This is a genomic window from Thiohalobacter sp., from assembly GCF_027000115.1.
Classification (GTDB): Bacteria; Pseudomonadota; Gammaproteobacteria; order Thiohalobacterales; family Thiohalobacteraceae; genus JALTON01.
In genome coordinates this window covers 14,448-41,433 of record NZ_JALTON010000046.1, presented here as the reverse complement: position 1 = coordinate 41,433, position 26,986 = coordinate 14,448, and the positions used below count along the sequence as shown (strand labels likewise).

Annotated in this window: 17 protein-coding genes; 12 read left to right on the top strand and 5 right to left on the bottom strand. The window is 63.7% G+C overall.

Annotation, left to right across the window (positions count from 1 at the left end; translation table 11 throughout):
- Positions 1-423 precede the first annotated feature (423 nt).
- Entirely contained in the window at positions 424-2,127 is a 1,704-nt protein-coding gene (locus MVF76_RS08425; protein ID WP_297528367.1) for an acetolactate synthase large subunit, read from the bottom strand.
- Positions 2,128-2,394: 267 nt separating this feature from the next.
- On the opposite strand from MVF76_RS08425, the gene pepN reads away from it, so the two are divergent.
- The 12 genes from pepN to MVF76_RS08370 all read left to right on the top strand — a co-directional run bounded on the left by pepN (position 2,395) and on the right by MVF76_RS08370 (position 23,738).
- Entirely contained in the window at positions 2,395-5,049 is a 2,655-nt protein-coding gene (pepN, locus tag MVF76_RS08420; RefSeq protein WP_297528366.1) for an aminopeptidase N, read from the top strand.
- A gap of 67 nt (positions 5,050-5,116) precedes the next feature.
- Positions 5,117-5,740: a hypothetical protein gene (locus MVF76_RS08415; RefSeq protein WP_297528365.1), complete on the top strand. Its 624-nt coding sequence runs from the start codon at positions 5,117-5,119 to the stop codon at positions 5,738-5,740.
- A 167-nt stretch (positions 5,741-5,907) separates the two neighbouring features.
- Positions 5,908-7,329 (top strand): siroheme synthase CysG, encoded by a 1,422-nt coding sequence (cysG, locus tag MVF76_RS08410; RefSeq protein ID WP_297528364.1) that lies wholly within the window; start codon positions 5,908-5,910, stop codon positions 7,327-7,329.
- 14 nt (positions 7,330-7,343) lie between these two features.
- Positions 7,344-7,715 carry a S24 family peptidase gene (locus MVF76_RS08405; RefSeq protein ID WP_297528363.1) on the top strand — a complete coding sequence of 124 codons (372 nt, stop codon included), beginning with the start codon at positions 7,344-7,346 and terminating at the stop codon, positions 7,713-7,715.
- 641 nt (positions 7,716-8,356) lie between these two features.
- Complete coding sequence (locus tag MVF76_RS08400) at positions 8,357-10,519, top strand: type I secretion system permease/ATPase (protein ID WP_297528362.1); 2,163 nt, start codon at positions 8,357-8,359, stop codon at positions 10,517-10,519.
- Positions 10,516-11,550 (top strand): HlyD family type I secretion periplasmic adaptor subunit, encoded by a 1,035-nt coding sequence (locus MVF76_RS08395; RefSeq protein WP_411293551.1) that lies wholly within the window; start codon positions 10,516-10,518, stop codon positions 11,548-11,550. Before MVF76_RS08400 ends, MVF76_RS08395 begins: the two co-directional genes overlap by 4 nt.
- A 177-nt stretch (positions 11,551-11,727) precedes the next feature.
- Positions 11,728-11,868, top strand: a complete 141-nt coding sequence (locus MVF76_RS13060; protein ID WP_411293550.1) for a hypothetical protein — start codon at positions 11,728-11,730, stop codon at positions 11,866-11,868.
- A 38-nt stretch (positions 11,869-11,906) separates the two neighbouring features.
- Positions 11,907-12,773 (top strand): hypothetical protein, encoded by an 867-nt coding sequence (locus MVF76_RS08390; RefSeq protein ID WP_297528361.1) that lies wholly within the window; start codon positions 11,907-11,909, stop codon positions 12,771-12,773.
- Positions 12,774-12,803: 30 nt separating this feature from the next.
- Positions 12,804-13,274: a lipase family protein gene (locus MVF76_RS08385; RefSeq protein WP_297528360.1), complete on the top strand. Its 471-nt coding sequence runs from the start codon at positions 12,804-12,806 to the stop codon at positions 13,272-13,274.
- Complete coding sequence (locus tag MVF76_RS08380) at positions 13,271-14,020, top strand: hypothetical protein (protein ID WP_297528359.1); 750 nt, start codon at positions 13,271-13,273, stop codon at positions 14,018-14,020. Before MVF76_RS08385 ends, MVF76_RS08380 begins: the two co-directional genes overlap by 4 nt.
- A 30-nt stretch (positions 14,021-14,050) precedes the next feature.
- On the top strand, positions 14,051-22,600 hold the full coding sequence (locus MVF76_RS08375; RefSeq protein WP_297528358.1) for a calcium-binding protein: 8,550 nt from the start codon (positions 14,051-14,053) through the stop codon (positions 22,598-22,600).
- 463 nt (positions 22,601-23,063) lie between these two features.
- Positions 23,064-23,738: a hypothetical protein gene (locus MVF76_RS08370; protein WP_297528357.1), complete on the top strand. Its 675-nt coding sequence runs from the start codon at positions 23,064-23,066 to the stop codon at positions 23,736-23,738.
- A gap of 21 nt (positions 23,739-23,759) precedes the next feature.
- Here MVF76_RS08370 and MVF76_RS08365 read toward each other — a convergent pair whose 3' ends face one another.
- Genes MVF76_RS08365 through MVF76_RS08350 form a run of 4 tightly spaced genes read right to left on the bottom strand, consistent with a single transcriptional unit; the run spans position 23,760 to position 26,935 of the window.
- Positions 23,760-24,230, bottom strand: a complete 471-nt coding sequence (locus MVF76_RS08365) for a rhodanese-like domain-containing protein (protein WP_297528356.1) — start codon at positions 24,228-24,230, stop codon at positions 23,760-23,762.
- A gap of 29 nt (positions 24,231-24,259) precedes the next feature.
- Positions 24,260-24,934 (bottom strand): response regulator, encoded by a 675-nt coding sequence (locus tag MVF76_RS08360; RefSeq protein WP_297528355.1) that lies wholly within the window; start codon positions 24,932-24,934, stop codon positions 24,260-24,262.
- Positions 24,931-26,586, bottom strand: coding sequence for an ATP-binding protein (locus MVF76_RS08355; protein WP_297528354.1), 1,656 nt, complete (start codon positions 26,584-26,586; stop codon positions 24,931-24,933). Before MVF76_RS08355 ends, MVF76_RS08360 begins: the two co-directional genes overlap by 4 nt.
- 22 nt (positions 26,587-26,608) lie before the next feature.
- Complete coding sequence (locus MVF76_RS08350) at positions 26,609-26,935, bottom strand: HesB/IscA family protein (protein WP_297528353.1); 327 nt, start codon at positions 26,933-26,935, stop codon at positions 26,609-26,611.
- Positions 26,936-26,986: the final 51 nt, after the last annotated feature.

Below are 26,986 nucleotides of genomic sequence, written 5' to 3'. Positions count from 1 at the left end.
GGGTGAAGTTTCGTTCCGGTTCAATCACCGCGATGAGGACCTCTTACCCCTTGTTTTACAGCTCATGAAGCGGGTCTCCATCACTGAAATTGAGCCAATTCTGGTCCGAAATAGTTAGGAATTACCTTTTATTAACCCGGCAACCCATATTTGGACGCCGGGTCATCAAGCGTCTCACGATTGTCTGAACGCGTTCTGTCTGTCTGAACGCGTTCTGTCTGATGGTGGCGGACCTGGCAGGATGGGCAAAGGCGCGCAGCGACGTGCCCATCAGCATTCCGTGACCGTCATGATGGGCACGGCCCTTCGGGCCTTTGCCCATTCTACAGATAATGCCTTCGCACACTCCGTGCCTCGGCGTACCCGGCGTTGTTGCCGTGGCTGCCGGAAGATGGACAAGGGCCTCGGGGCCTCGATCGGCCTTCAGATGGAGCACTCGATCTCGCCCAGCCGCTTGGTGAGCTTGAGGTTTTCGCTGTAGTCGACGGGTACGCCGATCAGTGCCGGACCCGGCTGGCGGAAGGCCTCTTCCAGCGCGGGTTTCAGGTCCTCGGCACGGGTCAGGGTGCGGCCCCACATGCCAAAGGCGCGGGCCAGCGTCTCCCAGTCGGGATTGCCGAAGGCGAGATTGGAGTGGCGGCCATCGAACTGGTTCTGCTGCTTCCACTTGATCAGCCCGTACTCGCCGTCTTCCCACACCATGAACACCACGTTCAGACCAAGGCGAACGGCGGTTTCCACGTCCTGAACGTTCATCATGAAACCGGCGTCGCCGCAGATGGCCAGCACCTTGCGGTCGGGCGCGGCCATCTTGGCGCCGATGGCGCCCGGCAGGGCGAAGCCCATGGAACAGAAGCCGTTGGAGATCAGGCAGGTGTTCGGCGTGTGACACTGGTAGTAGCGCGAGATCCACATCTTGTGCGCGCCGACGTCGGAGAGCAGGTAGTCTTCCGGTCCCAGGAACTCGCGCACGTCCCAGAGGATCTTCTGCGGCTTCATGGGGAAGCTGGTGTCGTCCTTTTCCATGGCGAAGTCGTCGAGGATGGTCTGGCGCAGCTTGAGCCAGCCGTCGATGTCCTGCAGCGGCAGGTCGCCGGCATGGTTGCGTTCCAGTTCCATGTTCATCTGCCACAGGGCATCGGCGATGTCGCCGACCACATCCACGGCCACGGTGTAGTGGGTATCGATTTCCGCGGGCAGGAAGTCGATGTGTACGATCTTCTTGTCCTGGTTGGCGTTCCAGAAGTGCGGGCTGTATTCCACCAGGTCGTAGCCGACGGTGATGACCACATCGCACTTCTCCATGGCGTGATTGATGTGATCCTTGGCCTGCAGGCCCATGGTGAACAGCGAATGCTTGTCTTCCATGGGCACGGAGCCCTTGCCCATGAAGGTGTTGACCACGGGGATGCCGGTCTTGTGCGCGAAGCGCAGCAACTGCTTGGCGGCGCGCTTGCGCACCGCGCCGTTGCCGGCGAGGATGATCGGGCGCTCGGCCCGGGTGATGACCTCGATGGCCTGGGCGATGGCCTTGTAGTCGGCGCCGGGACGGCGGGTCTTGTACACGCTCATGGGCTTGCCGGTCACCGCCTCCTTGGCGATGTCTTCGGGCAGTTCGATCACGCTGACGCCGGGCTTCTCGGACTCGGCGATCTTGAACGCCTTGCGCACCACCTCCGGTATGGTCTCCTCGTCACGGATGGAATGCGCCCACTTGGTGATGGGACGCATCATGCCGATGGCATCCATGTTCTGGTGACTTTCCTTGTGCAGGCGCTTGGTCGAACCCTGGCCGATGATGGCGACCACCGGGGCGCGGTCCATGTTGGCGTCGGCCAGCCCGGTGACCAGATTGGTCGCGCCCGGACCCAGGGTGGCGAGACAGACACCGGCCTTGCCGGTCAGGCGGCCGTAGATGTCGGCGATGAAGGCCGCGGCCTGTTCGTGGCGGCAGAGTACGAACTCGATGTCGGAATCCATCAGCGACATCATCAGATCGGCGTTTTCCTCGCCGGGCACGCCGAAGATGTGGGTCACGCCCTCGGCTTCCAGGCAGCGCACGAACAGGTCGGATGCCTTGCGGGTGCTGGGACGCAGGTTTTCGGCAGTGGCCGGATTGTCGCTCATGGTCGTCTCCTTTATAGCCGTTCCCTTGTTGCTCGGTGATCCCGGCACCGGGCATCGAAAGGCCGATGGCGGTGCGCGGGACACAATGGCCGTGGCCATGGTGGCCAGAAAAGGGCAAGCAGGTTTTGTACCAGGGTTATCCGGGGCGCTTTCAGGGGCGTACCCCGCGATTCCCGGGGTTTTTGCCTTTATTGCCGGATGCTGTACTCGCGCTTTGTCCGCGCGCCGGGCGTATACTTCGGGCTTTCTCGAAACCAGGAGAGGGATATGGAGGGTGGAGGGCGCGTATCCCGCCCGCGCGAGGTCTTTCTGCGTGACTACCGGCCGCCGGCCTTTCTGGTCGACCGGGTTGACCTGCGCTTCGAACTGGATCCGGACGACACCCGGGTGCTGGCCCGCCTCGCCATGCGTCGGAATCCTGCCGCCGCGGGTGATGATGTTCTGGTGCTCGACGGCGAGGATCTGACGCTGGAGGGCCTGAGGCTCGACGGCGAGCCACTGCCGGAATCGGCCTGGGCACTCGATACCGAAGGGCTGCGCATCCCCGGTGTGCCGGAGGCCTTCGAGCTGCAGATCGAGACCCGCGTCCGCCCGCGCGACAACAGTGAACTGTCGGGGCTGTACCTGTCCGGCGACAGCCTCTGTACCCAGTGCGAGGCCGAGGGCTTCCGCCGCATCACCTTCTATCCCGACCGGCCCGACGTGCTGGCGCGTTTCACCACCACCCTGGTCGCCGACCGCGAACGCTTTCCCGTGCTGCTGTCCAACGGCAACCGCATCGATGCCGGCACCTTCGAGGATGGCCGCCACTGGGTGCGCTGGGAGGATCCCTTCCCCAAGCCGAGTTACCTGTTCGCGCTGGTGGCCGGTCCGCTGGCCGAGATCACCGACCACTACGTTACCGCCTCCGGGCGCGAGGTCACCATCGCCTTTTACGTCGAGCCGCACAACGCCGAACGCTGCGGCCATGCCATCGCATCGCTCAAGCGTGCCATGCGCTGGGACGAGCAGGTCTACGGCCGCGAGTACGATCTCGACCGCTACATGGTCGTCGCCGTCGACGACTTCAACATGGGTGCGATGGAGAACAAGGGGCTGAACATCTTCAACTCCAAGTTCGTGCTGGCCAGTTCCGGCACCGCCACCGACCAGGACTATGTCAACATCGAATCCGTCATCGGCCACGAGTACTTCCATAACTGGTCGGGCAACCGCGTGACCTGCCGCGACTGGTTCCAGCTCAGTCTCAAGGAGGGCTTCACGGTATTCCGCGATCAGTGCTTCTCGGCGGACATGGGCGGCGGCAGCATCAAGCGTATCCAGGATGTCGATCTGCTGCGCACCCACCAGTTCCGCGAGGACGCCGGTCCCATGGCCCATCCGGTGCGACCCGAGCGCTATGCCGCCATCGACAACTTCTACACCCTCACCGTCTACAACAAGGGCGCCGAGGTGGTGCGCATGCTGCACACACTGCTCGGGCCGGAGGGTTTCCATCGCGGCACCGATCTCTATTTCGAACGCCACGACGGGCAGGCGGTGACGGTCGAGGACTTCATCGTGGCGATGGAAGCGGCCAACGGTGTCAACCTGGCCCTGTTCCGGCGCTGGTACAGCCAGGCCGGCACGCCACGGCTGAAGGCGCGCTGGCAGCACAACCCCGCGGCCGGCACCCTGGCGCTGACGCTGGCCCAGCGCACCCCGCCCACGCCGGGGCAGCCCGACAAGCTGCCGCTGCACATCCCGGTTCGGGTGGCGCTGCTCGACCGCGACGGCCGCCGTCAGCCCCTGCGGCTGTATGGCGAGGCCGAGGCGCAGGGCAGTGAGCGGGTGCTCAATCTGTGCGAGGCAGAGGAGACCTTCGTGTTCCAGGACGTGGCCGAGGACAGCCTGCCCTCGCTGTTGCGCGGCTTTTCAGCGCCGGTGATCCTGGAGGCCGATTACGACAACGCGGCCCTGGCCCGGCTGCTGGCCGAAGACGACGACCCCTTCAGCCGCTGGGACGCCGGCCAGACCCTGGCGCGCCGGGTGCTGCTGGCGCGGATCGCCGGCGTGCCTGATGCCGATGGCGAACACCTGTTGCGCGAGGCCTTCCGGAAAATTCTCGACGAACCCTTGCTGGACCCCGGTCTGGCCGCGGAACTGCTGGCGCTGCCGGGCGAGAACTATCTCGCCGAGTTCGTGGAGCCGCTGGACCCGGGCGCGCTGTTCGAGGCCCGCGAGGGACTGGCGCGCGAACTCGCCGGAACCCTGGCCGAGCGCTGGCGCGAGGCCTTCGCGCTGGCCGCCGTGTCCGGACCCTACCACCCGACGCCGGAGGCCATCGGCCGGCGCAGCCTGCGCGCGCGCTGCCTGGATTACCTGGTGCGGCTGGATACGCCCGAGGTGCACGCGCTGGCCGAGGACCTGTTCGCGCACGCCGACAACATGACCGAGTCGCTGGCCGCGCTGCGCGCGCTGGTCAACAGCGGCGCCGAGGCGCGGGCGCAGGCGCTGGCCGATTTCCACGCCCGCTGGCGCAACGAGCCGCTGGTGCTCGACAAGTGGTTCGCCATTCAGGCCAGCAGCCGTCATCCCGACACGCTCGACCGGGTGGAGGCGCTCGCCGGGCATCCCGACTTCAACCCGCGCAATCCCAACCGGGTGTACGCGCTGCTGCGCAGCTTCGCCGGCGCCAACCCGCGCGACTTCCATCACCCCTCCGGGCGCGGCTACCGCCTGCTCGGGCACTGGGTGCGCGAGATCGACGCCCACAACCCCCAGCTCGCTGCGCGGCTGGCCCGGGGCTTTTCCCAGTGGGCCTCGCTCACGCCCGAGCGACAGCAGGCGGCCCATGATGAACTCAAGAAGATACAGTCGGTTGTGGGTCTTTCCAAGGATACGTCTGAAGTCGTGGCGCGGCTTCTCGAGGCGGGGGCGTGACGGGGCAGGCAGACAGGCACGGAAATTTCGGCTAGGATTTCCGGCGTAACAGGGGTGAAGTGCCATCATGACAACAGACAAGCACAGGGGCTGCGGGCAGGTAATCGCCTGCCTGTTCGCGCTCGCCAGCCTGACGGCCACGGCCGGAGAAGTGGCGGGTGCCGGCCTGCGTGCCGACTGGTGGTCGGCGCCGGAGCCCCAGGCCCTGATCGATCTCGGTCACCCCGCAAACGCCTTTCCCCTCAATCCCGACCAGGCTGCGGGCAGTCGGTTTGGCCTCGCGCTCAGCCAGTCGCTGACCGACGAACTGCAGCTCGATGCCGGGCTTGCGCGTGGCCGGAGCGCCGATCCGCGGCCGCTGGACTATCACGACTACTTCCTCGGCATGAACTATCATGGCATCGGCGGCCGGGTCTGGTCCCTGAACGGGGCGCGTGATGGCAGCGGCCGTAATTTCTATTACGAGGCCGGCTGGCGCGGCGACATCGGCGAGCGGAGCGCGCTGTCGCTGTCCTTCGGCCAGTCGCTCGCGGGCGGGCTGCACCGGAATCCGCTCGACTTCAGCATCGCGGCCCGGACCCGGCTGAAGGGATTCGGGCTCGGCCTGCGCTTCACCGAGCGCGGTGCCAGCAGTGCCTTGCCGGACGGCGAGTTCCAGTTATTCGGCTCGGTCAGCCGCCGGTTCCCCTGATCCCCGCGTCTTCTGCGGGAATTTCCTTGAAATTCAATGTATAGAAGTTTAAAGTTGCAGTCCCTTGTGGCCTGTGGCAGCGCTGTCCCTTACCACGGATAGGATATTTCGCCCCTGGCCCGCCTGTGGTGAAGTAGCCGACCCCCGGACCTGCTGAACGACCATTCATGGAATTCTTGCCGGCTTTTTTCCAGTTGAAGGACCAGCCCTGCCTACTGGTTGGTGGCGGCACGGTAGCCGCGCGCAAGGCGACGCTGCTCGTGCGCGCCGGCGGCCGGGTCACGGTGGTCGCCCCGGAGCTGGGCCCCGACCTGCGTCGCCAGGCCGAGGCCGGCGAGGTCACGCACCGGCCCGGTACCTTCGTCCCCGAGGACCTCGACGGCATGCAGCTGGTGGTGGCCGCCACCGACGATGCGGCCGTCAACCGGGCCGTGGCCGAGGCCGCGCGGGCGCGCGGCATCCCGGTCAACGTGGTCGACGACCGCCGCCTGTGCAGTTTCATCTTTCCGTCGGTGATCGACCGCTCCCCGGTCATCGCCGCCGTCTCCACCGGCGGTGCCTCGCCGGTGCTGGCGCGCCAGCTCCGTACCCGGCTGGAGACGCTGATCCCCAGCGGCTACGGCCGGCTGGCCAGGCTGCTGGAAGACTTCCGCAAGCCGGTGCGCGAGCGCTTTCCCGACGCCACCGAGCGTCGCCGCTTCTGGGAGGAGATCATCGAGGGACCGGTGGCCGAGCTGGCCTTCGCCGGGCAGATGGACGAGGCGCGCCGCGAACTCGAGGATCGCATCGCCCGCGACCAGAGCCGCCGCGACGTCGGCGAGGTCTACCTGGTCGGCGCCGGGCCGGGCGATCCCGATCTGCTGACCTTTCGTGCCGTGCGCCTGATGCAGCAGGCCGACGTGGTGGTCTACGACCGGCTGGTGTCCCGGCCCATCCTCGACATGACCCGGCGCGACGCCGAGCGCTACTACGTCGGCAAGCAGAAGGACAACCATGCCGTGCCCCAGGAGGGCATCAACCAGCTTCTGGTCGATCTGGCGAAGCAGGGCAAGCGGGTGCTGCGGCTCAAGGGCGGCGACCCCTTCATCTTCGGCCGCGGCGGCGAGGAGATCGAGACCCTGGCCCAGGAAGGCATCCACTTCCAGGTGGTGCCTGGCATTACCGCGGCCGCCGGCTGTGCCTCCTACAGCGGCATCCCGCTGACCCACCGCGACTACGCCCAGTCCTGCGTCTTCGTCACCGGGCATCTCAAGCACGGCGAGCTGGATCTCAACTGGCCGGCACTGGTCGCGCCCAACCAGACGGTGGTGTTCTACATGGGCCTGACCGGCATGCCGGTGATCAGCGAACGGCTCATCGCCCATGGCATGTCACCGGATACGCCCGCGGCGCTGGTGGAGCAGGGCACCACGCCCAACCAGCGCGTGCTCACCGGCACCGTCGCCAGCCTGCCGAAGCTGGTCGAGGAGGCGCAGGTGCGCGCGCCCACGCTGACCATCGTTGGCGAAGTCGTGCGTCTGCGCAAGAAGCTGGACTGGTACCAGCCCGAGGAACACCGGCCCGGCACCGTGTTCTCCAGTCACGCCTGAGCGAGGAGACTGCCATGACCATGAGCCCCGAAGAGATCAAGGAACTGGAAGCGGCCATTCGCGCCGACGAGGGCAGTTGCGGCGGCAGCGAGCTCATCGCCCTGCAGGTCATCGACGACAGCATGGAACCGGAGTTCGCCAAGGGCTGCATCATCGTCATCGACCCCTCCGGCGTCATCCAGAACGGCTCCTTCGTGATCGCGCGTGTCGGCGAGGAAGAGGAACTCATCTTCCGCCAACTGCTCATCCAGGAAGACCGCTACTACCTCAAGCCCATGCGCACCAGCGAATACGAAACCATCGAAATCCCCGGCCTCCACGTCATCGCCGGCCTCGTCGTCCAGCGTGCCGGCACCCGGCGCAGCTATCACAAGCACTACGTCTGAGCCTTGCCCGCCAGTACCCGGGTAGGATGGGCAAAGCGAAGCGTGCCCATCATGGGTTTCCGGTTGCCAACATTTGGCGGTATTTCTATCGACAGTGCCCTGAGTAAAGCGCCCCGTGGCCGAGGGAAAATCCGCCAAGACCGGGCTGATGGGCACGTCGCCTCGCGCCTTTGCCCATCCTGCAAGAGACACTCAAGGTAGGATGGGCAAAGCGAAGCGTGCCCATCATGGGCTTCCGGTTGCCAGGATCTGGCGGTATTCCGCTCGACAGTGCCTTGAGTGAAGCGCCCCCGAGGCCGAGCGAGAATCCGCCCGGGCCGGAGCAGGAAGCGGGCGGTGACAAATGCACCCTCGAACAAAGGAGTCGGAACCCGGTTCATTGCCTTCCAGTAGAACAAGTTACCCATCGCATGCTTCCACCTTGGGGCAATATGCGGGCCAGGCCGCCGCGCCTTGTTCGGGAATGAGTCCAGTTGTCTGTCGGTGGTCCATGATTGTAGGCATCGGCTTACATCCAGTGTCGGGAAGATGCCTGGTGCCGGGGTTGTCACAGTTTGCCATCCTTGATTAAGGTGCTCATACGCGGCCGTGGCGTAGAGGAAGCGCCGGCGCGATAACAAGAACACACAAGAGCATCGGGAATGCCGCATACGGTAGACGGCGAACGGAGCGCCGACACGGGACTGGCCTGCGTGGCGATGGCTGCGCGGCTCTTTGGACTGGCCGCGGAGCCGGAGGCCTTGCGCCATCGCTTCGGCGAGTCCGGCGTTGCGTTCGGCGAGCCGGAAATCCTCCGCGCCGCCCGCTTTCTGGGGCTCAAGGCCCGGGCGGTGGACAGCGACTGGGCGCGCTTGCGCAAGACGGCGCTGCCCGCCATCGGTGAGCATCGTGACGGCCACTACTTCATTATCGCGCGGCTCGATGACGAGCGCGTCCTCATCCAGGACCCGCTGGAATCCCGCCCCCTGGTACTGCCCCGCGAGATCTTCGAACAGGCCTGGTCCGGCCGTCTGATCCTGCTCACCCGCCGGGCCACGCTGGCCGGCGAGGATATCCGTTTCGGTCTGCGCTGGTTCCTGCCGGCGCTGATGAAGTACCGCCGGCTGTTCGCCGAAGTGCTGGTGGCCTCTTTCTTCATCCAGTTGCTGGCACTGTTCACGCCGCTGTTCTTTCAGGTCGTCATCGACAAGGTGCTGGTGCACAAGGGCCTGACCACGCTCGACGTGCTGGCCATCGGCTTGCTGGTGGTGTCCCTGTTCGAGGTGGTGCTGGAGGGGCTGCGCACCTACGTCTTCAGCCACACGGCCAATCGCGTGGATGTGGCCCTCGGTGCGAAGCTCTTCCGCCATCTGCTCGCCCTGCCCATGGCCTATTTCCAGGCCCGCCGGGTGGGTGACTCGGTGGCGCGGGTGCGCGAACTCGAAACCGTGCGCGACTTCATCACCGGTTCCGCGCTCACCCTGGTCATCGACCTGCTGTTCACGGTGGTCTTCTTCGCGGTCATGTATTACTACAGCCCGCTGCTGACCGCCATCGTCGCGGGCTCCATTCCCTTCTATGTCCTGCTGTCCGTGTTCGTCACGCCTGTCCTGCGCGAGCGGGTCAACGAGAAGTTCAACCGCGGCGCCGAGAACCAGGCCTTTCTGGTCGAGTCCGTCACCGGCATCGAGACGGTCAAGGCCATGGCCGTCGAACCGCAGATGGAACGGCGCTGGGAGGAACAGCTCGCCGGCTATGTGCAGGCCAGCTTCCGCGCCGCCAACCTCGGCAACATCGCCCGCCAGACGGCCGGATTCGTGAACAAGGTGGTGGTCGTGCTCATCCTCTGGGTGGGTGCCCGCGCGGTGATCCAGGGTGATCTCACCGTCGGCCAGCTCATTGCCTTCAACATGTTTGCCGCCCGCATCAGCGGGCCCATCCTGCGCCTGGTGCAGCTCTGGCAGGATTTCCAGCAGGCCGGGATCTCCATCCAGCGCCTCGGCGACATCCTCAACGCCCCCGCCGAGCCCTCCCATGACCAGCAACGCGCCTCGTTGCCGGCCATCGGCGGCCGGGTGACGCTGGATCACGTCACCTTCCGCTACCGGCCCGACGGGCCCGAGGTGCTGCACGATCTCTCGCTGGACATCCGGCCCGGCGAGGTCGTCGGCGTGGTCGGCCGTTCCGGCTCCGGCAAGAGCACGCTGGCCCGGCTGATCCAGCGCATGTACGTCCCCGAATCCGGGCGGGTGCTGGTCGACGGCGTCGATCTGGCCATGGTGGATACCGCCTGGCTGCGGCGCCAGATCGGCGTGGTATTGCAGGAGAACATCCTCTTCAACCGCAGCGTGCGCGAGAACATCGCGCTGGCCGACCCCGGCATGCCCATGGAACAGGTGGTGGCCGCCGCTCGCCTCGCCGGGGCCCACGAGTTCATCCTCGAAATGCCCGAAGGCTACGACACCCGCGTCGGCGAGCATGGCGCGACCCTCTCCGGCGGCCAGCGTCAGCGCATCGCCATTGCCCGCGCCCTGGCTACCCGGCCGCGCATCCTCATCTTCGACGAGGCCACCAGCGCGCTCGATTACGAATCCGAGCGCATCCTGCAGCGCAACATGGCCGCCATTGCCAAGGGGCGCACTCTCATCCTGATCGCCCATCGCCTGTCCACGGTGCGGCACGCCGACCGCATCATCGTGCTGGACAAGGGCTGCATCGTAGAGCAGGGCGATCACGACAGCCTGCTCAAGCGGGGTGGGGCCTATGCGCGCCTGCATGCCCTGCAGAACGGCGACGTGGACGTTGCCGCCGGAGGCGATTCATGAATGCACGCCTGCAGGAAGTCGAATTCCTCCCCGCCGTGCTCGAGATCCAGGAGCGGCCGCCCAGCCCGCTGGGCCGCGCCATCCTCTGGACCATCATGCTGCTGTTCACCCTCGCGCTGATCTGGGCCGTGGTCGGCAAGGTGGACATCGTCGCTGTGGCCAGCGGCAAGACCCTGCCCAGCGGCCGCACCAAGGTCATCCAGCCGGCGGCGCTGGGCGTCATTCGTGCCCTGCATGTCACCGAGGGGCAGGCCGTGCGTGCCGGCGACCTGCTGATCGAACTGGACCCCACCATCGACCAGGCGGAGCTCACGCGCCTCCTCGGCCAGCGCCGGGACGCCCGCCTGGACGAGGCGCGCCTCGCGACCCTGCTCGACTGGCTGAAGGGAGGCGCGCCACGGCCCCTGCCCGGGCCCGAGGTTCTGGCCGCGAGGTTTGCCGGTCCGCCGCCGCCCGAAGAACTGCGCACCGCGCACCGGCGGATGCTTGCCCAGTGGCGGGGCTTCACCGAGACCCAGGCCGCGCTGGCCGAAGAGGCCGCCGCCCGGGCCGGCGAGCGCGCCGCCGTGGGCGAGAACATCGCCAAGTTGCGCCAGACCCTGCCGCTCATCACCCGCCGCGCCGAGGCCCTCAAGTCCGTCGCCGCCCGCAAGCTCGCGCCCGAGGTCCAGTGGCTCGAACTCGAACAGCAACGCATCGAGGCCGAGCGCGATCTCGCCGCCCTGCGTGAACAGTACCGCAGCCTCGCCGCGGCCATCGCCCAGGCCGAGGCGCGGCAACGCGCCGGCCGCGCCGAGTTCCGCCGCGATCTGCTCGATCGGCTGGCCGAGGCCCGCGCCCGCATCGCCGCCCTGGACCAGGAGATCGCCAAGGCCGAAAACCGCACCGGCCTGCAGGCCCTGCATGCCCCCATCGACGGCGTCGTCCAGGAACTCGCCGTCCACACCCTCGGCGGCGTCGTTACCCCCGCCCAGCCACTGATGAAGATCGTGCCCCGCTCAGACCGGCTGGAAATCGAGGCCTGGGTGTAGAACAGGGACATCGGCTTCGTCCGCGAAGGCCAGACCGCCGAGATCAAGGTCGAGACCTTCCCCTTCACCCGCTACGGCACGCTCGAGGGCACCGTCATCGACGTCTCCGAGGACGCCGTCAGCGACGAGGACAAGGGGCTGGTCTACGCCGCCCGCGTGCGCCTGCACGGCGACCGCATGCAGGTCAACGGCCGGGAGGTGCGGCTCAACCCCGGCATGGCGGTGACGGTCGAGGTCAAGACCGGAACGCGCAGGCTGATCGAGTTTCTGCTGAGTCCGCTGCTGCGGTATCGGGATGAAGGGTTGCGGGAACGCTGAGGACGTCGACGCATGAGGGCTTCAGGCAGGTGAGGTGGATGATGAAACGATGGTTTTTGTGGCTGTATTTGTGCTGGGTGCCGTTTTCCGTGGTTGCGCAGCAATCCGGAACGGAGATGAAAGAGGTCTGGACACGGCCGCCGCCGGCCCATCAGGCGCAGGGCGCGCCGAGCGTTTCCGGCACGGAGACGGAACAGGAAGAGATACCGCTCTGGGCCCGGAATCCGCCGACCTATGAAACGCTACAGTCGCCTACTGGTTCCTATTACGAGGACCCCTGGGTATGGGTCTACACGCGGGAATTTGCGGAACGGTTCGGGATGCCGGAGGCGTGGATCGACGACCGGTTGAAGGGGGCCTACGCAGTGGCGTATCGCGTGGAACACAAGGACACGCGCATGATTTTGACGCACAAGGGTCCCGATGTCGGCATGCGGCATGAAGTATGCTACCTGGATGTGTATCTTCCCTCGGACGCCCCGGTGCCCTGGATATCGGAGAGAAGAATGGGCAGGCGGTACAGCTATGGGGAGTCGCCATTTTATATCGTTCCGCAGAGCGAGGAAGACCTGAAGATACTGCGAGCGCCGGTGGGGTTGGGTGTTGACACGAATCCACTGGTTCGTCTCAAGGGTCGAGGCAGTGAGGGATTGTGGCCTGTTTACTACGAGAGAGGAATTTATCCTGGTGTCGACTATGTGTCTTTTAGCATGGGCTGTGGTTACCCGCCTCAGGATGCTGCGGATATTCAGTTTATGACCAAGAAAGGCCCTCGAGATTTCAAATATACCGTGGTGTACTCAGTGGCCATTCCGGACGAATATTTCGGGAAGGTGTTCACCTACTGGGATCGCAAGGTCCGGCGGCGCTTTGCGCAGGATATGAAAGAGATTCTGAAGAAGTAAAGACGAGCAGACAGTTTCAGGGAGGAGGGAATGATGGTCGAGAAGGTTGATTATGCACGGTTGAGTCTGGCGGTGTACGGCGACGATATTCCGGAGGGATGGAAGGAATTCGGTATTCCAAGAGACAAGAACGACGAAAACGGCTTCTACGCCCGCGCCTATCAGAACCTTGCCACCGGGGAGGTGGTGCTGGCGTTCCGGGGTACAGAGCCATCGGACCCTCATGATGTGCTGGGCGCGGATGTGGCGATCGCCAACGCGGCCTATGGCGGCGATGGGCGGCATCCGCAGTTTCTGGAGGCGCTGAAATTCGGTCTGGCAGTCAGGGATGAAGCAAGAAAACGCAAAATCGACGCATCCCGGATAACCGTCACCGGCCACAGCCTGGGTGGTTATCTGGCGCAGCTTGCGGCGGATGTTTATGGGTGGGGAGGCCGGATGACTGCGTACAGGGAATACGGAGTATATGGCAGGAGAGGAATCGAAGGAATGAGGCGATGACGGGCCGTCCAAATGATATGTTCAGAGCTTCTTTGGCGGCTTCTCTAGCTCTGTGTCTTCAATTGGCATGGGCGGGTACGTATGAAGATTTCTTTACTGCCAAGGGGCGTACCTATGATGAGGACCCGTGGGTATGGGTCTATACGCGGCAATTTGCGGAACGTTTCGGGATGCCGGAGGCCTGGATCGACGACCGGTTGAAGGGGGCCTATGCAGTGGCGTATCGCGTGGAACACAAGGACACGCGCATGATTTTGACGCACAAGGGTCCCGATGTCGGCATGCGGCATGAAGCATGCTACCTGGATGTGTATCTTCCCTCAGACGCCCCGGTGCCCTGGATATCAGAGAGAAGAATGGGCAGGCGGTACGGCTATGGGGAGTCGCCATTTTATATCGTTCCGCAGAGCGAGGAAGACCTGAAGATACTGCGAGCGCCGGTGGGCGTTCGTCTGGTCGGACTGCGCTGGGTCAGCGGTGGAAGCAAGCCAGCGATAACTGTTCATTATGAGCGCGGCATCTATCCCGCAATCGATTTTGTTTCATTCTCGGTTGGCTGCGGGCTTATTCCACGGTCCGCGGCGCACCTAGAGTTCGAAATCAGCAAGGGACCCAGGGATATCAAGCGTGAACTGGTTTATACCGTTGATATGCCGAAGTCGTACATGGAGAGGGTTGCGGACAACTGGGACCGCAAGGTCCAGCGACGCTTTGCCGAGGACATGAAGGAGATTCTGAAGAAGTAAAGACGAGCAGACAGTTTCAGGGAGGAGGGAATGATGGTCGAGAAGGTTGATTATGCACAGTTGAGTCTGGCGGTGTATGGCGACGATATCCTGGAGGGGTGGGTCGATTTCCTGGATAAGCCTTGGGATCTAAATGACCAGATAGGCTTCTACGCCCGCGCCTATCAGAACCTCGCCACCGGGGAGGTAGTGCTGGCGTTCCGGGGTACAGAGCCATCGGACCCTCATGATGTGCTGGGCGCGGATGTGGCGATCGCCAACGCGGCCTATGGCGGCGAGGGGCGGCATCCGCAGTTTCTGGAGGCGCTGAAATTCGGCCTGGCAGTCAGGGATGAAGCAAGAAAACGCAAAATCGACGCATCCCGGATAACCGTCACCGGCCACAGCCTGGGTGGCTACCTGGCCCAGCTTGCGGCGGATGTTTATGGGTGGGGAGGTCAGACGTTCGAGGCGCCGGGGGCGCTGGAGGTGACACAGGGGACGAGTGCCGATCAGTTTGCGGACTTTCTCAATGAGAATAACCTGAGTTTCGGCAATGCAGGGCCTATCGGCCATGAACGCGTCGAGTGGAGCTTGATCTCGCATATTGGTACGGCGATCGGGGGCAGCAAGGTGACCCTGGATGCTGGCAACGACATGCTTGGGTTTTTCAAGATGATCGCTGCCTGGAGGATTGCGCCGAGCTCCGCGGCCGCTATCTGGATCGTCGCCCGTGACCAGTACGGCCGCCACGGCATGGAAGCGTTTTACCAGAGAACGCTGCGTGAATCCAAGCAAGGCGCTCTCTTGCAAAAGTTGATGGAGCAATTCACGAGCAACGGTGTGGCGGATTATTCCGAACCCAACAGGGGGATGTGGGATATTTTCAAGAGCATGTTTGATGGTGTACCGCAGATGACACAAGGAGAGGCGGAAGCGCTGGTGGCCACCATGGAGCAGCTCAGGGATGACCCGGCGTCAGTCTTCAATGCGTCACCCGCGCAGGCGCCCAAGGAGGAGCTGCTTCGCGCATTGGACGAGATTTACATGGCCACTCAGGATGTGACCGTCACCACGAGCCAGACAAGCTGGCTCGAGGATCAGGACAGTATTGACAACTGGCTGGGTATAACGATCACTCTGCAGCATGTGCTCAACTACGGAACACAGCGCATTCGGGTGGATTTTCCCGTAGATGCTTTTGATGGTGTCACCGGTCAGTTCGAAAAGTTCCTTGTAGCCGGAACCGCGTTACGCCCGGTGGAGTCGTGGGAGAACGGATTGACGAGTGTCGAGTACTTCGAGGTAGAGGTCCCGGCGGGGCAATCGTCTGTGACGTTGAGCCTCAAGGCACTCCCGGATACGGATTTCGATGACGAGACGATTTCCAATATTCGGTTTACACCGCTGAATCGATATGTCAATGGGCCGAGCACACAGTTCCTGACCCTGACCATCACCGATTCAGGCCCCGAAACGCCTCCGGGACCGTTTGATTATGTCATCGTGGGCGACCTGAAGCCGGCCGATCAGGATCCCTCCACACCCGGCGTGCAAACAGCGACTGATGAGCTGGGCAACATCATTGTCGACCCGAGCAAGCCGTCTCCAAACCGTGAGGACGTCCTTTATGACAGCGTAGGCTCCGATCGGATTTTGGCCGAGGGAGGGAATGACCAGATTACAGCGTACCGAGGGGGCGACGACGAACTCGATGGTGGCGCGGGCGATGACCGGATCCTGGCGGGCGCTGGGGACGATCAGGTCGCAGGCGGGCCAGACAGCGATGCCATAGCCGGCCAAAATGGTCGAGACAAACTTTTCGCAGATCAGGTGCTTCCGGAGGACCAGGCAAAGGCGACGTTCGACGCGCAGGCATCGAGTGGGCGGCGCGGGGATTTGATCGACGGCGGCGCAGGCGACGATTTTATTGGGGGGTGGGACGGCAATGATGCGATGTTCGGTGGTAACGGTAGTGATGTTGTCATGGGCGGTGGCGGGGACGACACAATCCGTGGGGATCGTACGGCGAACAGCTTCTCTCTGGACTGGGATGTTCAGCGCAATGTCTTCCAAACAGGAAATGTTACGACCTACCAGATCCTGACGGTCAATTTCGGTACCGTTGATACGACGGGCGGTAACGACCGGCTTTATGGAGGGGAAGGCGCCGACTGGATATTTGGCGACCAGGGGGACGACTACGTAGATGGGGGTGGTGGCGAGGATGTGCTGTTCGGAGGATCCGGAGATGATGCGCTCATGGGTGGGAGGGGCGATGATGTTCTCAACGGAGATGGGGCCGAGGTCTCGGAAGCCTTGCACGGAAACGATTATCTCAATGGGGGTAATGGCGATGACAGACTCCAGGGCGGAAGTGGAGCAGACTATCTTGCAGGGGGTCCTGGCAACGACCGCATCTACGGTGACGATTCTGGCTCAACGACTCCCGGAGATGACATAATCCTCGGCGGGCCCGGTGAGGACTGGATCTGGGGCGGGGGCGGAGATGACCTGATCGATGGCGGCGATGGTAACGACGGCGACGGAACCGGGCAACTGGTAGGCGGTTCGGGTCGCGATGTGATCTATGGTGGGGCCGGCAACGATTATCTGTTCGGCGATGATCCGACCATCCCTGTCGCGGAGCACGACGCCGATGAGCTCTACGGCGGTGTCGGTGATGACATGCTGGATGGCAACGGAGGGGATGACTGGTTGCGGGGCGATGAAGGCAGCGACACCCTGTACGGCCGCGAGGGGAATGACATCCTGGAGGGTGGGGACGGCGCGGACTATCTTGACGGGGGTCCCGGGGCAGACCGCTATGTCGGTGGCAGCGGTGATGATGTCATCGTCCTCGACGATGAGGACCTGGCCTTGTGGTCCTCCGGAGATGGCCGCGACTATATCCAGGGTAATGGCGGGACGCTCGATGTTCGCGGATTCGGTAGTGTAGGGGCACTGCTGTTGCCAGGGGATATCGGGGGAGAACAGGGCTTTTCGATCCTGTCCGGGACAGAGGGATTCGATATCTCCGGTGGATTTCTTGCCGCCAGACGCCAGTACATGTTCGATGACGGCTATCTGGATCATCCGACACTGATGCGCCGCATGCCGGCCCTCAATCTGCGTGGTTCCACAGGGGCGGACGAGATCTACGGAAGCGACCAGGCTGACGTCATTCGCGGTGATGATGAGCGTAATCCGGGCACGGATGGGGATGACCGGATCTTCGGCCAGGGTGGCGACGATACCCTTTCCGGCGGCATGGGCGCAGACATGCTCGACGGCGGCAGCGGTGCTGACAGCATGAGCGGCGGGTCCGGGGATGATCGCTATATCGTAGACGACACGGGAGACCAGGTCTTGGAGAACCCCGGAGAGGGACGCGATCGGGTTCTGGCATCAGTGAGCTGGACGTTGGGTGCGGAGGTCGAGGAACTTCAGCTTACCGGCAGCACTGCCATCGACGGGACCGGCAACGCGCTGGACAACGGTCTGGAGGGGAACGCCGCGGCCAATACGCTCGACGGGCAGGCGGGGGATGATCTCATCCTCGGTCGGGAAGGGGATGATGTACTCCGCGGCGGGCTTGGCGCGGATACGATTTACGGAGATCAGGGAGCGGATCGCCTGGTCGGCGGGCCAGGGGCGGACCTTCTTGACGGCGGTTCCGGTGATGATATCTATGAAGTCTCGATCGGTGACGGCGAAGACGTCATTGACGATCCACGGGGATTCAATACGATTCGGTTTGCGGGGGGTATCACGCCGGCCATGCTGACGCTGAGTCAGTTTGTAGGCGATGACGGGTCACAATACCTCGCCATCGATTACGGCCCCGGTGATCGGCTGCTGGTTCGCAACGGACTGGCTGGCGCCATTTCGGAGTACCGGTTCGATGGTGGGACGGTTCTTTCACATGGCGACCTGGTAGGGCAGGCGCCGGTACCCTATTCGCTGGATGGGACGTCGGCCGACGATGTCCTGATCGGTGCTGGCCTCAATGACCGGATCCGGGGCCGTGGCGGTAACGACACCCTTGAGGGCATGGGCGGTGACGATGAGCTGCTGGGAGAGGCAGGCGACGATATTCTCAGGGGGGGTGCCGGGGCTGACCTGTTGGATGGCGGCTTGGGGGCTGATCGGCTGGAAGGCGGTTCAGGCGCGGACGAGTACCTGCTGAGTTGGGGCGGCGGTGTCGATACTGTTGCCGATGGTGGACCCGAGGTCAACCGTATTCGTCTGGGAGCTGGCCTGAAGGCAGAAGACCTTGAGGTGCAGCCGGTGAAGGCTGGTCTCCGGCTGGCCATCCGCGGCAGCGACGACGCATTTATCTTGGAGGGTTATCAGGCCAGCGGGGGCGGCTGGGATGTCGTGGACGAGACGGGTATGGTTACCGCCCTGTCTTCTCTGATGCCCACGGGGTCAAGCGCATTCGACTTTGACACGGAAAGCCGCGGGTTTCTTAACGGGATAAAGGGAACGTATTTTGGTGCGATCAGACGGGATGGCGGCGCGCTCCAGGCAGATGGACGCATGCGCCGGATCAAGAACAGCTCAGGTACCACCTATATAGGGGGTGCACTGACCAACTACCGGCGTACAGAATACTGGTATGACGGACTATCGCTCACGACGCGAATCGTGGACGATCCGCTCATAGTACGCGCTTCTTCAGCGATGGATTCGACGACCATCCTGTTGACCAGCGGTACCGTCACGTCGGCCTCCTACAGCGCAGAGCTTGGGGGGCAGACACTTGGAGGAATCGGTGGTGCAACCTTTTATCCCTTCGACGGCGGGTCGGCGGGTTATTCGATCCCCGCAGGCGGGTTCGTGGTCGAGGTAACGAGTGGCAGTGGTGGGGATGGTGTCACCCTCGACGGCTATGGGCAGGGACCGACCGGATCACCGACGGGCATCTGGGTATACGGGCCAAGCGCAGGTGCATCTCTGGGTAGCGCACTCGTCTACCGGCAGGAGCAGTATGAGGAGTGGGAGGGTAATCGCGTCGTTGCCGTAGAAGTCATCAAGGCGGGTCCTTCGGACAATCTGATCGATGTATCGGGAACCCGGGGCGGAGTCGCTGGTGGCTATCTCATGGTTGATGCGGGGGATGGAGCCGATGTCATTCTCGGAGGCAACAGAGATGGGAGTCTCTGGTTCTACGGGAGGCCCTATCTCGCCGAAGATTTCCTTTCCTCGCCAGATGAGTACGACGGCCCTTATGATTCGAGGGCGGGGGGCTCGTTGTATTACGGAAACGATGGGAATGATGTAATCCTGGGGGACAGGGGAGGAAATCCAAAGTCCCTGGGCAAAGCAAGCAATGACCTGGTTGTGGGTGGTCGAGGGAATGACTGGCTTGATGGAGGAGCAGGAGAAGACACCTACAGGTTTAATCTCGGGGATGCGGGAACCGACGTCGTGCTGGACACGGGGATACTGGATCTTTACCTTCACATGGAAGCGATGGAGTATAGATCACGGGCCATTGACTGGTACAAGAAGACCTATCCGGGGCAGCCGTTTCCGGTTATCGACGATAACGATTACGGAGCATTGGCGGAGTTTGTCGCAGCAGGCGTGATGCCCAAGGATACAGTTGAGTTCGGACCTGGCATTACCGTTAGCGATCTCAGCTTCTCATGGGGTGAGATCACCGTCCAGCCCCAGGTCGGAAATGGCTGGGGCGAGGAGAACATACCGGATCTGGGTCAGGTCCATGTGACGCTGGATATTGCGTGGGCGCCGGGCGAAGCCGTCAGAGTTGTGATTCCCCACTCCGGGTTCTCGCAACCGGGATCCGGGCTTTTGCCTCCGCTTTCGCCTGGCGGGGGTGGTCCGGGTCCTGTCATCCCGGACCAGTATCTTGGCATTACCGGGCTGGGTATCGAACAGATACGATTCTCGGACGGGACAACCATGAACATGGCAGATGTCATCGCACTGGCGCCTGCAGCCCCGACCCTCGACCCTCAGTTGCTCGACAACACCCTGCAAGGTACATCTGATGCGGATTTCTTCGATGGTGCAGCCGGCAACGATACGCTGTTGGGGCTCGATGGAGACGACAGCCTGTTTGGAGCAGTCGGCGACGATCTTTTGGACGGTGGCAAAGGCAATGACCTGCTCGATGCGGGTGCTGGGACGGACACCTATCGGTTTCGGCTGGGCGACGGACAGGATGTCATCGGTGATGGGCTGATTTACGTTCCCGGTAGGGGCACTGATGCCATCGAGTTTGAACGAAGCGTGTTGCCGTCCAGCGTGGATCTGGAACAGGTCGGCGGTGACCTGGTTATTCGGTATGGTGGACTGGGTGATTCCATTACCGTTCGACGGCACTTTGATGCATTGACTCCTGAAGATGGTTCCGGTGTCAGATTTGTCAGATTTGCGGACGGGCTTCAGTGGGATCTGGGCGATTTGCAAGTGCTGTCGGATTCTGCCGACAGTTACCAGGTTCCGGCGGTGTCGAGCGTTGGTGCCTATCCGACCGGTCTGATATTCGGGCGCGGCGGCGATGATAGCCTGACGGGATGGAAAGGGGACGATATCCTGGTCGGTGGGGAGGGCGCTGATACGCTCGCGGGTGGTGACGGAGATGATGTTTATTACGTCGACGACCCCGGCGACACCGTCACCGATACCTCCGGTAACGATACCGTCTACAGCACCATCGGCTACACCCTGGGCGCCGGCCTCGAGAATCTGGTGATGCAGAACCAGACGCGGGGAAGCCTGTATGCCTATGGAAATGAGCTGAACAACGAGATGCGCGCGGGCGGGGGCGGGGTGTTCTTCTATGCAGGCCAGGGCGATGACACGCTGGAGGGCGGCTTTTCGGAGGTCATGCCCGGTGCATGGGACTACCTGTACGGCCAGGATGGAAACGATACCATCCGCATCCATGACCGGGCCGGAGTCGCCTGGGGTGGTGACGGGATGGATGCCATCTACGGGGGCAGCAGTGCCTGGAATTACCTGTTTGGAGAGGGCGGAGACGACTTCATCCAGGCGGGTGCCGGAAATGCCCTGTTGTTCGGTGGCTACGGCAATGACACCTTGCGTGGCGGTGCCGGTAATGACGTGCTGTATGGCAACCAGGGCAATGATGACATGGCCGGCGGGGCGGGGAACGATGCCTATTATGTGACCGATCCGGGCGATGTGGTCACGGAAGCTGTCGACGAGGGCATCGACCGCGTGATCAGCAGCATCGATTACACCCTGGGTGCCAACGTGGAGAACCTGACCTACACCGACAGCGCGGCCCATGTGGCCTACGGCAACGAGCTGGACAACGAGATCCGCGGCGGCCAGGGGAACCTGACGGCCTATGGTGGCGATGGCGACGATACCCTGCTTGCGGGCGCGGCGCAGACGCCGACAACAGGCTGGGATGTGTTCTATGGCGAGAACGGCAACGACACCATCCGCCTGAACATCCGCAACGGCGGCGCCATTGGTGGCGCCGGGAATGACAGCCTCTATGGCGGCAGCGGTTCCCTGAACTACCTCGGTGGCGATGCCGGGGACGACTATCTCGAGGCCGGCACCGGATATGCCTATATGAACGGAGGCGATGGTCAGGATACCCTGGTGGGCGGCGGCGCCGGCGATTACATCGACGGCGGCCGCGGTGCCGACATGATGAGCGGCGGACTCGGCAATGACACCTTCCTTGTCGACGACATCGGCGACCAGGTGACGGAGAACCCGGGGGAAGGCATCGATCAGGTCCAATCGAGTGTCGATTTCGTGCTCGGCGCCAATGTCGAGAACCTGACGCTCACCGGAGCCGCGGAGCTGCGAGGCGAGGGTAATGGTCTCGACAATGTTCTGATCGCGAGGAATGCAGGAAATGCCTATCTCTATGGGAAGGATGGCAACGACACGCTGCGCAGCCTGACGGCGCCCGCTGCCGGAGCAACCGCAACCTGGGACTATTTCTACGCCGGCAATGGCAATGACGCCCTGTACCTGCGTTCACGGAATGGTGCCGCTTTCGGAGAGGCGGGTGACGACCTTGTGGTCGGTGGTTCAGGGTTCGGGGCATTGTTCGGTGGTTCAGGAAACGACCGGTTGGTTGGGTCTGCGGGAACCGTCTATCTGAGTGGTGGAGCCGGGGACGACGTTATCGAGAGCGGCTCGTCCTACGAGACCATTTCCGGCGGGGCAGGGAACGATGTCTATGTGTACGGCCGGGGTGACGCCGGAGACATGATCAATGACTTCGACTATATGGATTCGCAGCCGGCGCAGTATGGTGCGACCACGGACATTCTGCAGTTCGAGTCAGGCATCGATCACGACCAGCTCTGGTTCAGCCAGGTGGGCAACAACCTGCAGGTGGATGTGATCGGTACCAGCGATTCGGTGACGGTCAGCAACTGGTATCTGGGTGCAGCCTATCAACTCGACTACATGGATGCCGGTGACGGCCTGCGCCTGTATGCGAACCAGGTCGATCAGCTCGTGCAGGCCATGGCCGCCTTTGCGCCACCGGCGGCGGGCGAGCTCGATCTGTCGCCGCAGTTGCAGACGGCCCTGGCACCCACGCTGGCGGCGAGCTGGCAGACGGCCGTGTAGGCAGGCATGAAGAACATGCCCTAACCCGCATATTGCACCAGCTCGGAAGCGGGCAGCGGGCAACCTGTTGTTTTGGCGGGCAATGAACCGGGCTTTTTGCCCATGGCCCAGAGTACGATTTTCGCCCGCCCGCTTCCGACCTGGCGCAGCAATATGCGGCCTAGCCTGTACGGCAGAGGTGTCGGTAAACTTTACGTTTCGATCTGACGATGTCAGAGCGACTCCAGATCATGCAGGTGGCTTGCAAGGCTGACGAATGTTACTTGAATCGGTGCGTTAGAGTACATTCGAGGAGGCTTCCGCAGGCGGCGCCGAGCCAGCGAGTGTTGAGAAATTTTACACATTATGCTGCCCGACGCGGCTGCCTCTTTATAAGTATCTGATGATACTTTGATTTCAGAATCTGGCGCAATCCTTGCTTTCCAAATGGCTCCAACAAGAGAGTACAGTACTGGAGCATGGCATGAAGGCAGGACTCACAGGGACGATACGCAGGCTGCTGGGCGGGCTGGCGCTGGGGCTGGCGACGCTGTCGGCACAGGCAATTCCGCTGGACTTCGAGTGCATCACGGGCAACGATCCGAGTGGCGCGGCCTGCGCTGCGGGCGAGGCCCAGTTCGGGGCGCTGCTGGAGGATGCGGGCGGCGACCGCATTCGCCTCACCTTCGGCAACATGGGGCCGGCCCGTTCGGTCATCGGCGAGGTCCACTTCGACGGGGATCTGCTCAATGGCCTGGACAGCCTGTCTTTCAGCGATCCGTCCGAGGTCGAGTTCTACCAGCGTCGGCGGCCGCGCAACCTGCCGGGCGGGCGCAGCCTCAGTGAGCCCTTCCGCTCGGACCTGTCGCTGATGGCGCGGGTGCCGCGGCCCAAGTTCGGGATCAATGCCACGACGGATGGCAGCGAGTGGCTGACCGCGGTGCTGGACTTCCAGGGGGGCTATGCGGCGGCGCTGGTGGCGCTGGAGAACGGGGATTTCCGCATCGGGCTGCATGCGAAGCGCTTCCTGGGCGGGTACAGCGAGAGCTTCGTGAACCTGTCGCCGCTGGCGCCGCCGGTCGTGGTTCCGGCACCGGCCGCCCTGTGGCTGTTCGGCACCGGGCTGGTGGCCCTGGCCGGCATGGCGCGCCGGCGCTGAACCGCAGCGCCTGGTCGGCGCTCAGCGCCGGTCGGGCGGCATCTGGTCCGGGCGCAGCTTGGGGGTAAAGTAGGCCTCGGCCTCGTCCACGTCTACCGGCTTGCCTTCGCCGTTTACCAGCGGCAACTCGTAGTCGTTCCAGCCGCGCAGCCCGGTCTTGAGCGAGACCACGTCCTTGTACCCCATCTGCTGCAGCACGTCGGCGGCCAGCGCGCTGCGGTTGCCGGAACGACAGATGAGCACCACCGGGCGCTCCCGCGCCTCGACCAGTTCCGGCACCGTTTCCTCGTAGCCCCATTCGCAGGCACTCTCCAGGATGCCGCGCGGCACGTTGATGGAACCCTCGATGTGCATGGCCTCGAACTCGTAGGGTTCGCGGGTATCGACCAGCAGGACATCGGGCTTTTCCTTCAGCAGGTCTTCCATGTCCCAGGGAAAGACCTCGCGTATGCGGGGCAGGCATTCCTCGACGAGTTCCACGAAATGTTTCATCGTGCAGGGTTCTCCGGTGTTGAAGGGGTTCAGTCGGCGCTGCGCGCGGTGTCGCTGCGGTGGGTGCGCAGGCCCTGTTCGACCGCAATGACCGCGGCCTCGACGCGCGAATGCACGCCGAGCTTGCGCAGGATGGCCTTGACGTGCAGCTTCACCGTGCCATCGGAAATCCCCAGGTTACGGGCGATGGCCTTGTTGCTCTGGCCCTCGGCGAGCAGGCCGAGGATCTCGCTTTCGCGCGGCGTGAGTTCCGAAAAGGGACTATGGTCGCGCGGCGTGATGGCCTCGCCCTGGACCACCTTGGCCAGCACCGGGGCGAGGTCGGGCGCGACCACCGTCTTGCCGGCGACGATGTCGCGCAATGCAACGACCAGGTCATCCGGCTGCATGTCCTTGATCAGGTAGCCCTGCGCACCGCTGCGAAGGGATTCGACCAGGTCCTGCTCGTTGCTGCTGGTGGTGAGCATGGCGATGGGCATTTCCAGACCGCTCTGGCGCAGCTTGCGCAGCACGCCGAGACCGTCGGTGCCGGGCATGCGCATGTCCAGCAGTACCACGTCGGGTTGCAGTTCCTCGGCCAGGCGGATGCCTTCCTCGCCGTCGCCGACAGCGGCCACGACCTCGATGCCGCGATGTTCGAGCAGGCCCTGCAGGCCGACACGGAACAGGGTGTGATCGTCGATGAGAATGACGCGCAAGCTCATGGGTTCGCCTGTCGGATGGGAATGGTGATCTCGGACCCGGCGGGCTTCGGCGCGGGGAAGCTGAGCTGGATGCGGGTGCCCTCGCCGGGCTCCGACTCGAAACGGATGCGGCCGCCGATGCGCCGCGCGCGTTCCTCCATGATCGACAGGCCGACGTGCTCGCCCGGACCCCCGCCGGCGCGCTTGCGCGGCATGCCGACGCCGTCGTCCTCGATCAGCACCCGGTAGCGCTCACCGTCACGGCGCATCAACAGACGCACGGTATGGGCCTGGCTGTGCTTGCGCACGTTGGCCAGCGCTTCCTGTACGATACGCAGCACCTGGATTTCGACGTCTTCGGGCAGGTCGGCCTGGCCCCATTCCTGTTGCAGGAAGATCTGGATGCTGGACTCGTTGCGGAAGCGCTGGACCAGCTTTTCGATGGCGGGAATCAGGCCGCGGCGGTCGATGGGGGCGCGGAAATGGTCGATGAGGCCGCGCAGTTCGGTGTAGGCCTCGTCCAGGCTGTTCTCGATGCGCTCCAGCTCGGCCCAGAGTGCGGACTCGTCACCCTGGTGCAGGGTCTCGTCCAGCACACGCACCTGGAAACGCAGACTGGCCAGGGTCTGCGCCAGCGAGTCGTGCAGCTCGTGGGCGATGCGGGTCCGTTCCTCGATGATGGACAGGCGGTTGGCTTCCTCGTCGAGGCGCGCCTTCTCGATGGCCATGCCGAGGTGGCGACCGATGCTGACCAGCAGGTCGCGGTCATCGTCGTTGTCGATATGGTGCTGTTTGTCGATGAACAGGTTGTAGACGCCCAGCGTCCGGCCCCGGTAGGCCAGTGGTACGGCGATCATTTCCACCTGCTCCTGCTCGCCGAAGAAGGGCGTGCCGGCGAGCTTGTCACAGGTGCGCAGGTCGGCGTGCATGCGAATGGTGCCTTCCTGTGCCGCCCGGCCGCACAGGCACTGCCGCGAGGGCAGGGTCTGTTCGCGTTCGACCACTTCGTCGTTCAGGCCCAGGCTGGCCACCAGGTGCATCTGGTTGTCGGGTCCGAGCAGGCGCACGGTGGCGGCGCGGGCATGCACCACTTCCTTGAGGGTGTGCAGGAAACGGGTGAGCAGGTCGTCGAGGTCGCGCGAGCTGTTGATGCTGGCGGCCACGTCGTAGAGCACTTCCAGCGAGCGGGTCTGCTGCTGGATGTGGGCGGTCTGCTTGCGCACCTGTGCCTCCATGTCCAGCGACAGACCCTGGAAACGGTCGCTGAGGTGGTTGAGGTCGCTGGCGAGGCGCTTGAAGCTGCCCTGGTCCGGTACCGGGATGCGCGCGCCCAGGTCGGCATCCAGCATGCGTGCCGACCAGCGCCGGATGGCGCACAGCGGATCCAGCAGCTCGCGCCGCAGCCGGCGGGCCAGTTCCCACAACAGGCCCAGCGCGGCGACCACCAGCGCGGCCGCCAGCAGCCCCCGCGCGGTGCCGGCAAGGCCGGGCACGAAGGGCAGGGTGCCCAGAAACGCGATGATGACGGCCAGCGCAGCCAGTGGAATGCGATAGGGCGAATGGGGGATGGGGAAGGCACGGTCGTGAGCAGGGCGGTCGGCCGCGTCAACGGCAACGGCCTGCCGACCCTCGTTCGGGGGCCGGCGGCGGTTTCGCTTCAGCCAGTCGGGCATGCGCGGCAGGCCTCGCGGGTGGCTACTCGCCCTGACTCGCCTCGGGCGGCTTGTAGTTGGCGTCGTTCGGGTTCATGAAGATGAACTCGAACTTGCCGGGCTCCAGCTCCACGAAGTCGATGACGGTACCGTCCAGCACGGGCATGCTGGGGGGGGCGACCACGATCTCGATGCCTTCGGAGGTGAAGCGGGTATCCTCGTCGCGGCCGGTATCGTCGAAGCCCATGGCGTAGTGGATGGTGCCGTCGGCATTGCGCTGGGCGGCGATGCGCAGGGCCATGCCTTCCATACGCCCCTGCTTGGCGGACTGGCGGATCTGGCGCGCGGCTGCGGGCGTGATGCTGATCATGTCTCTCAACCCCTTGAACGTTGGGCGGTCTATTGTACGCGACCCGGGCGC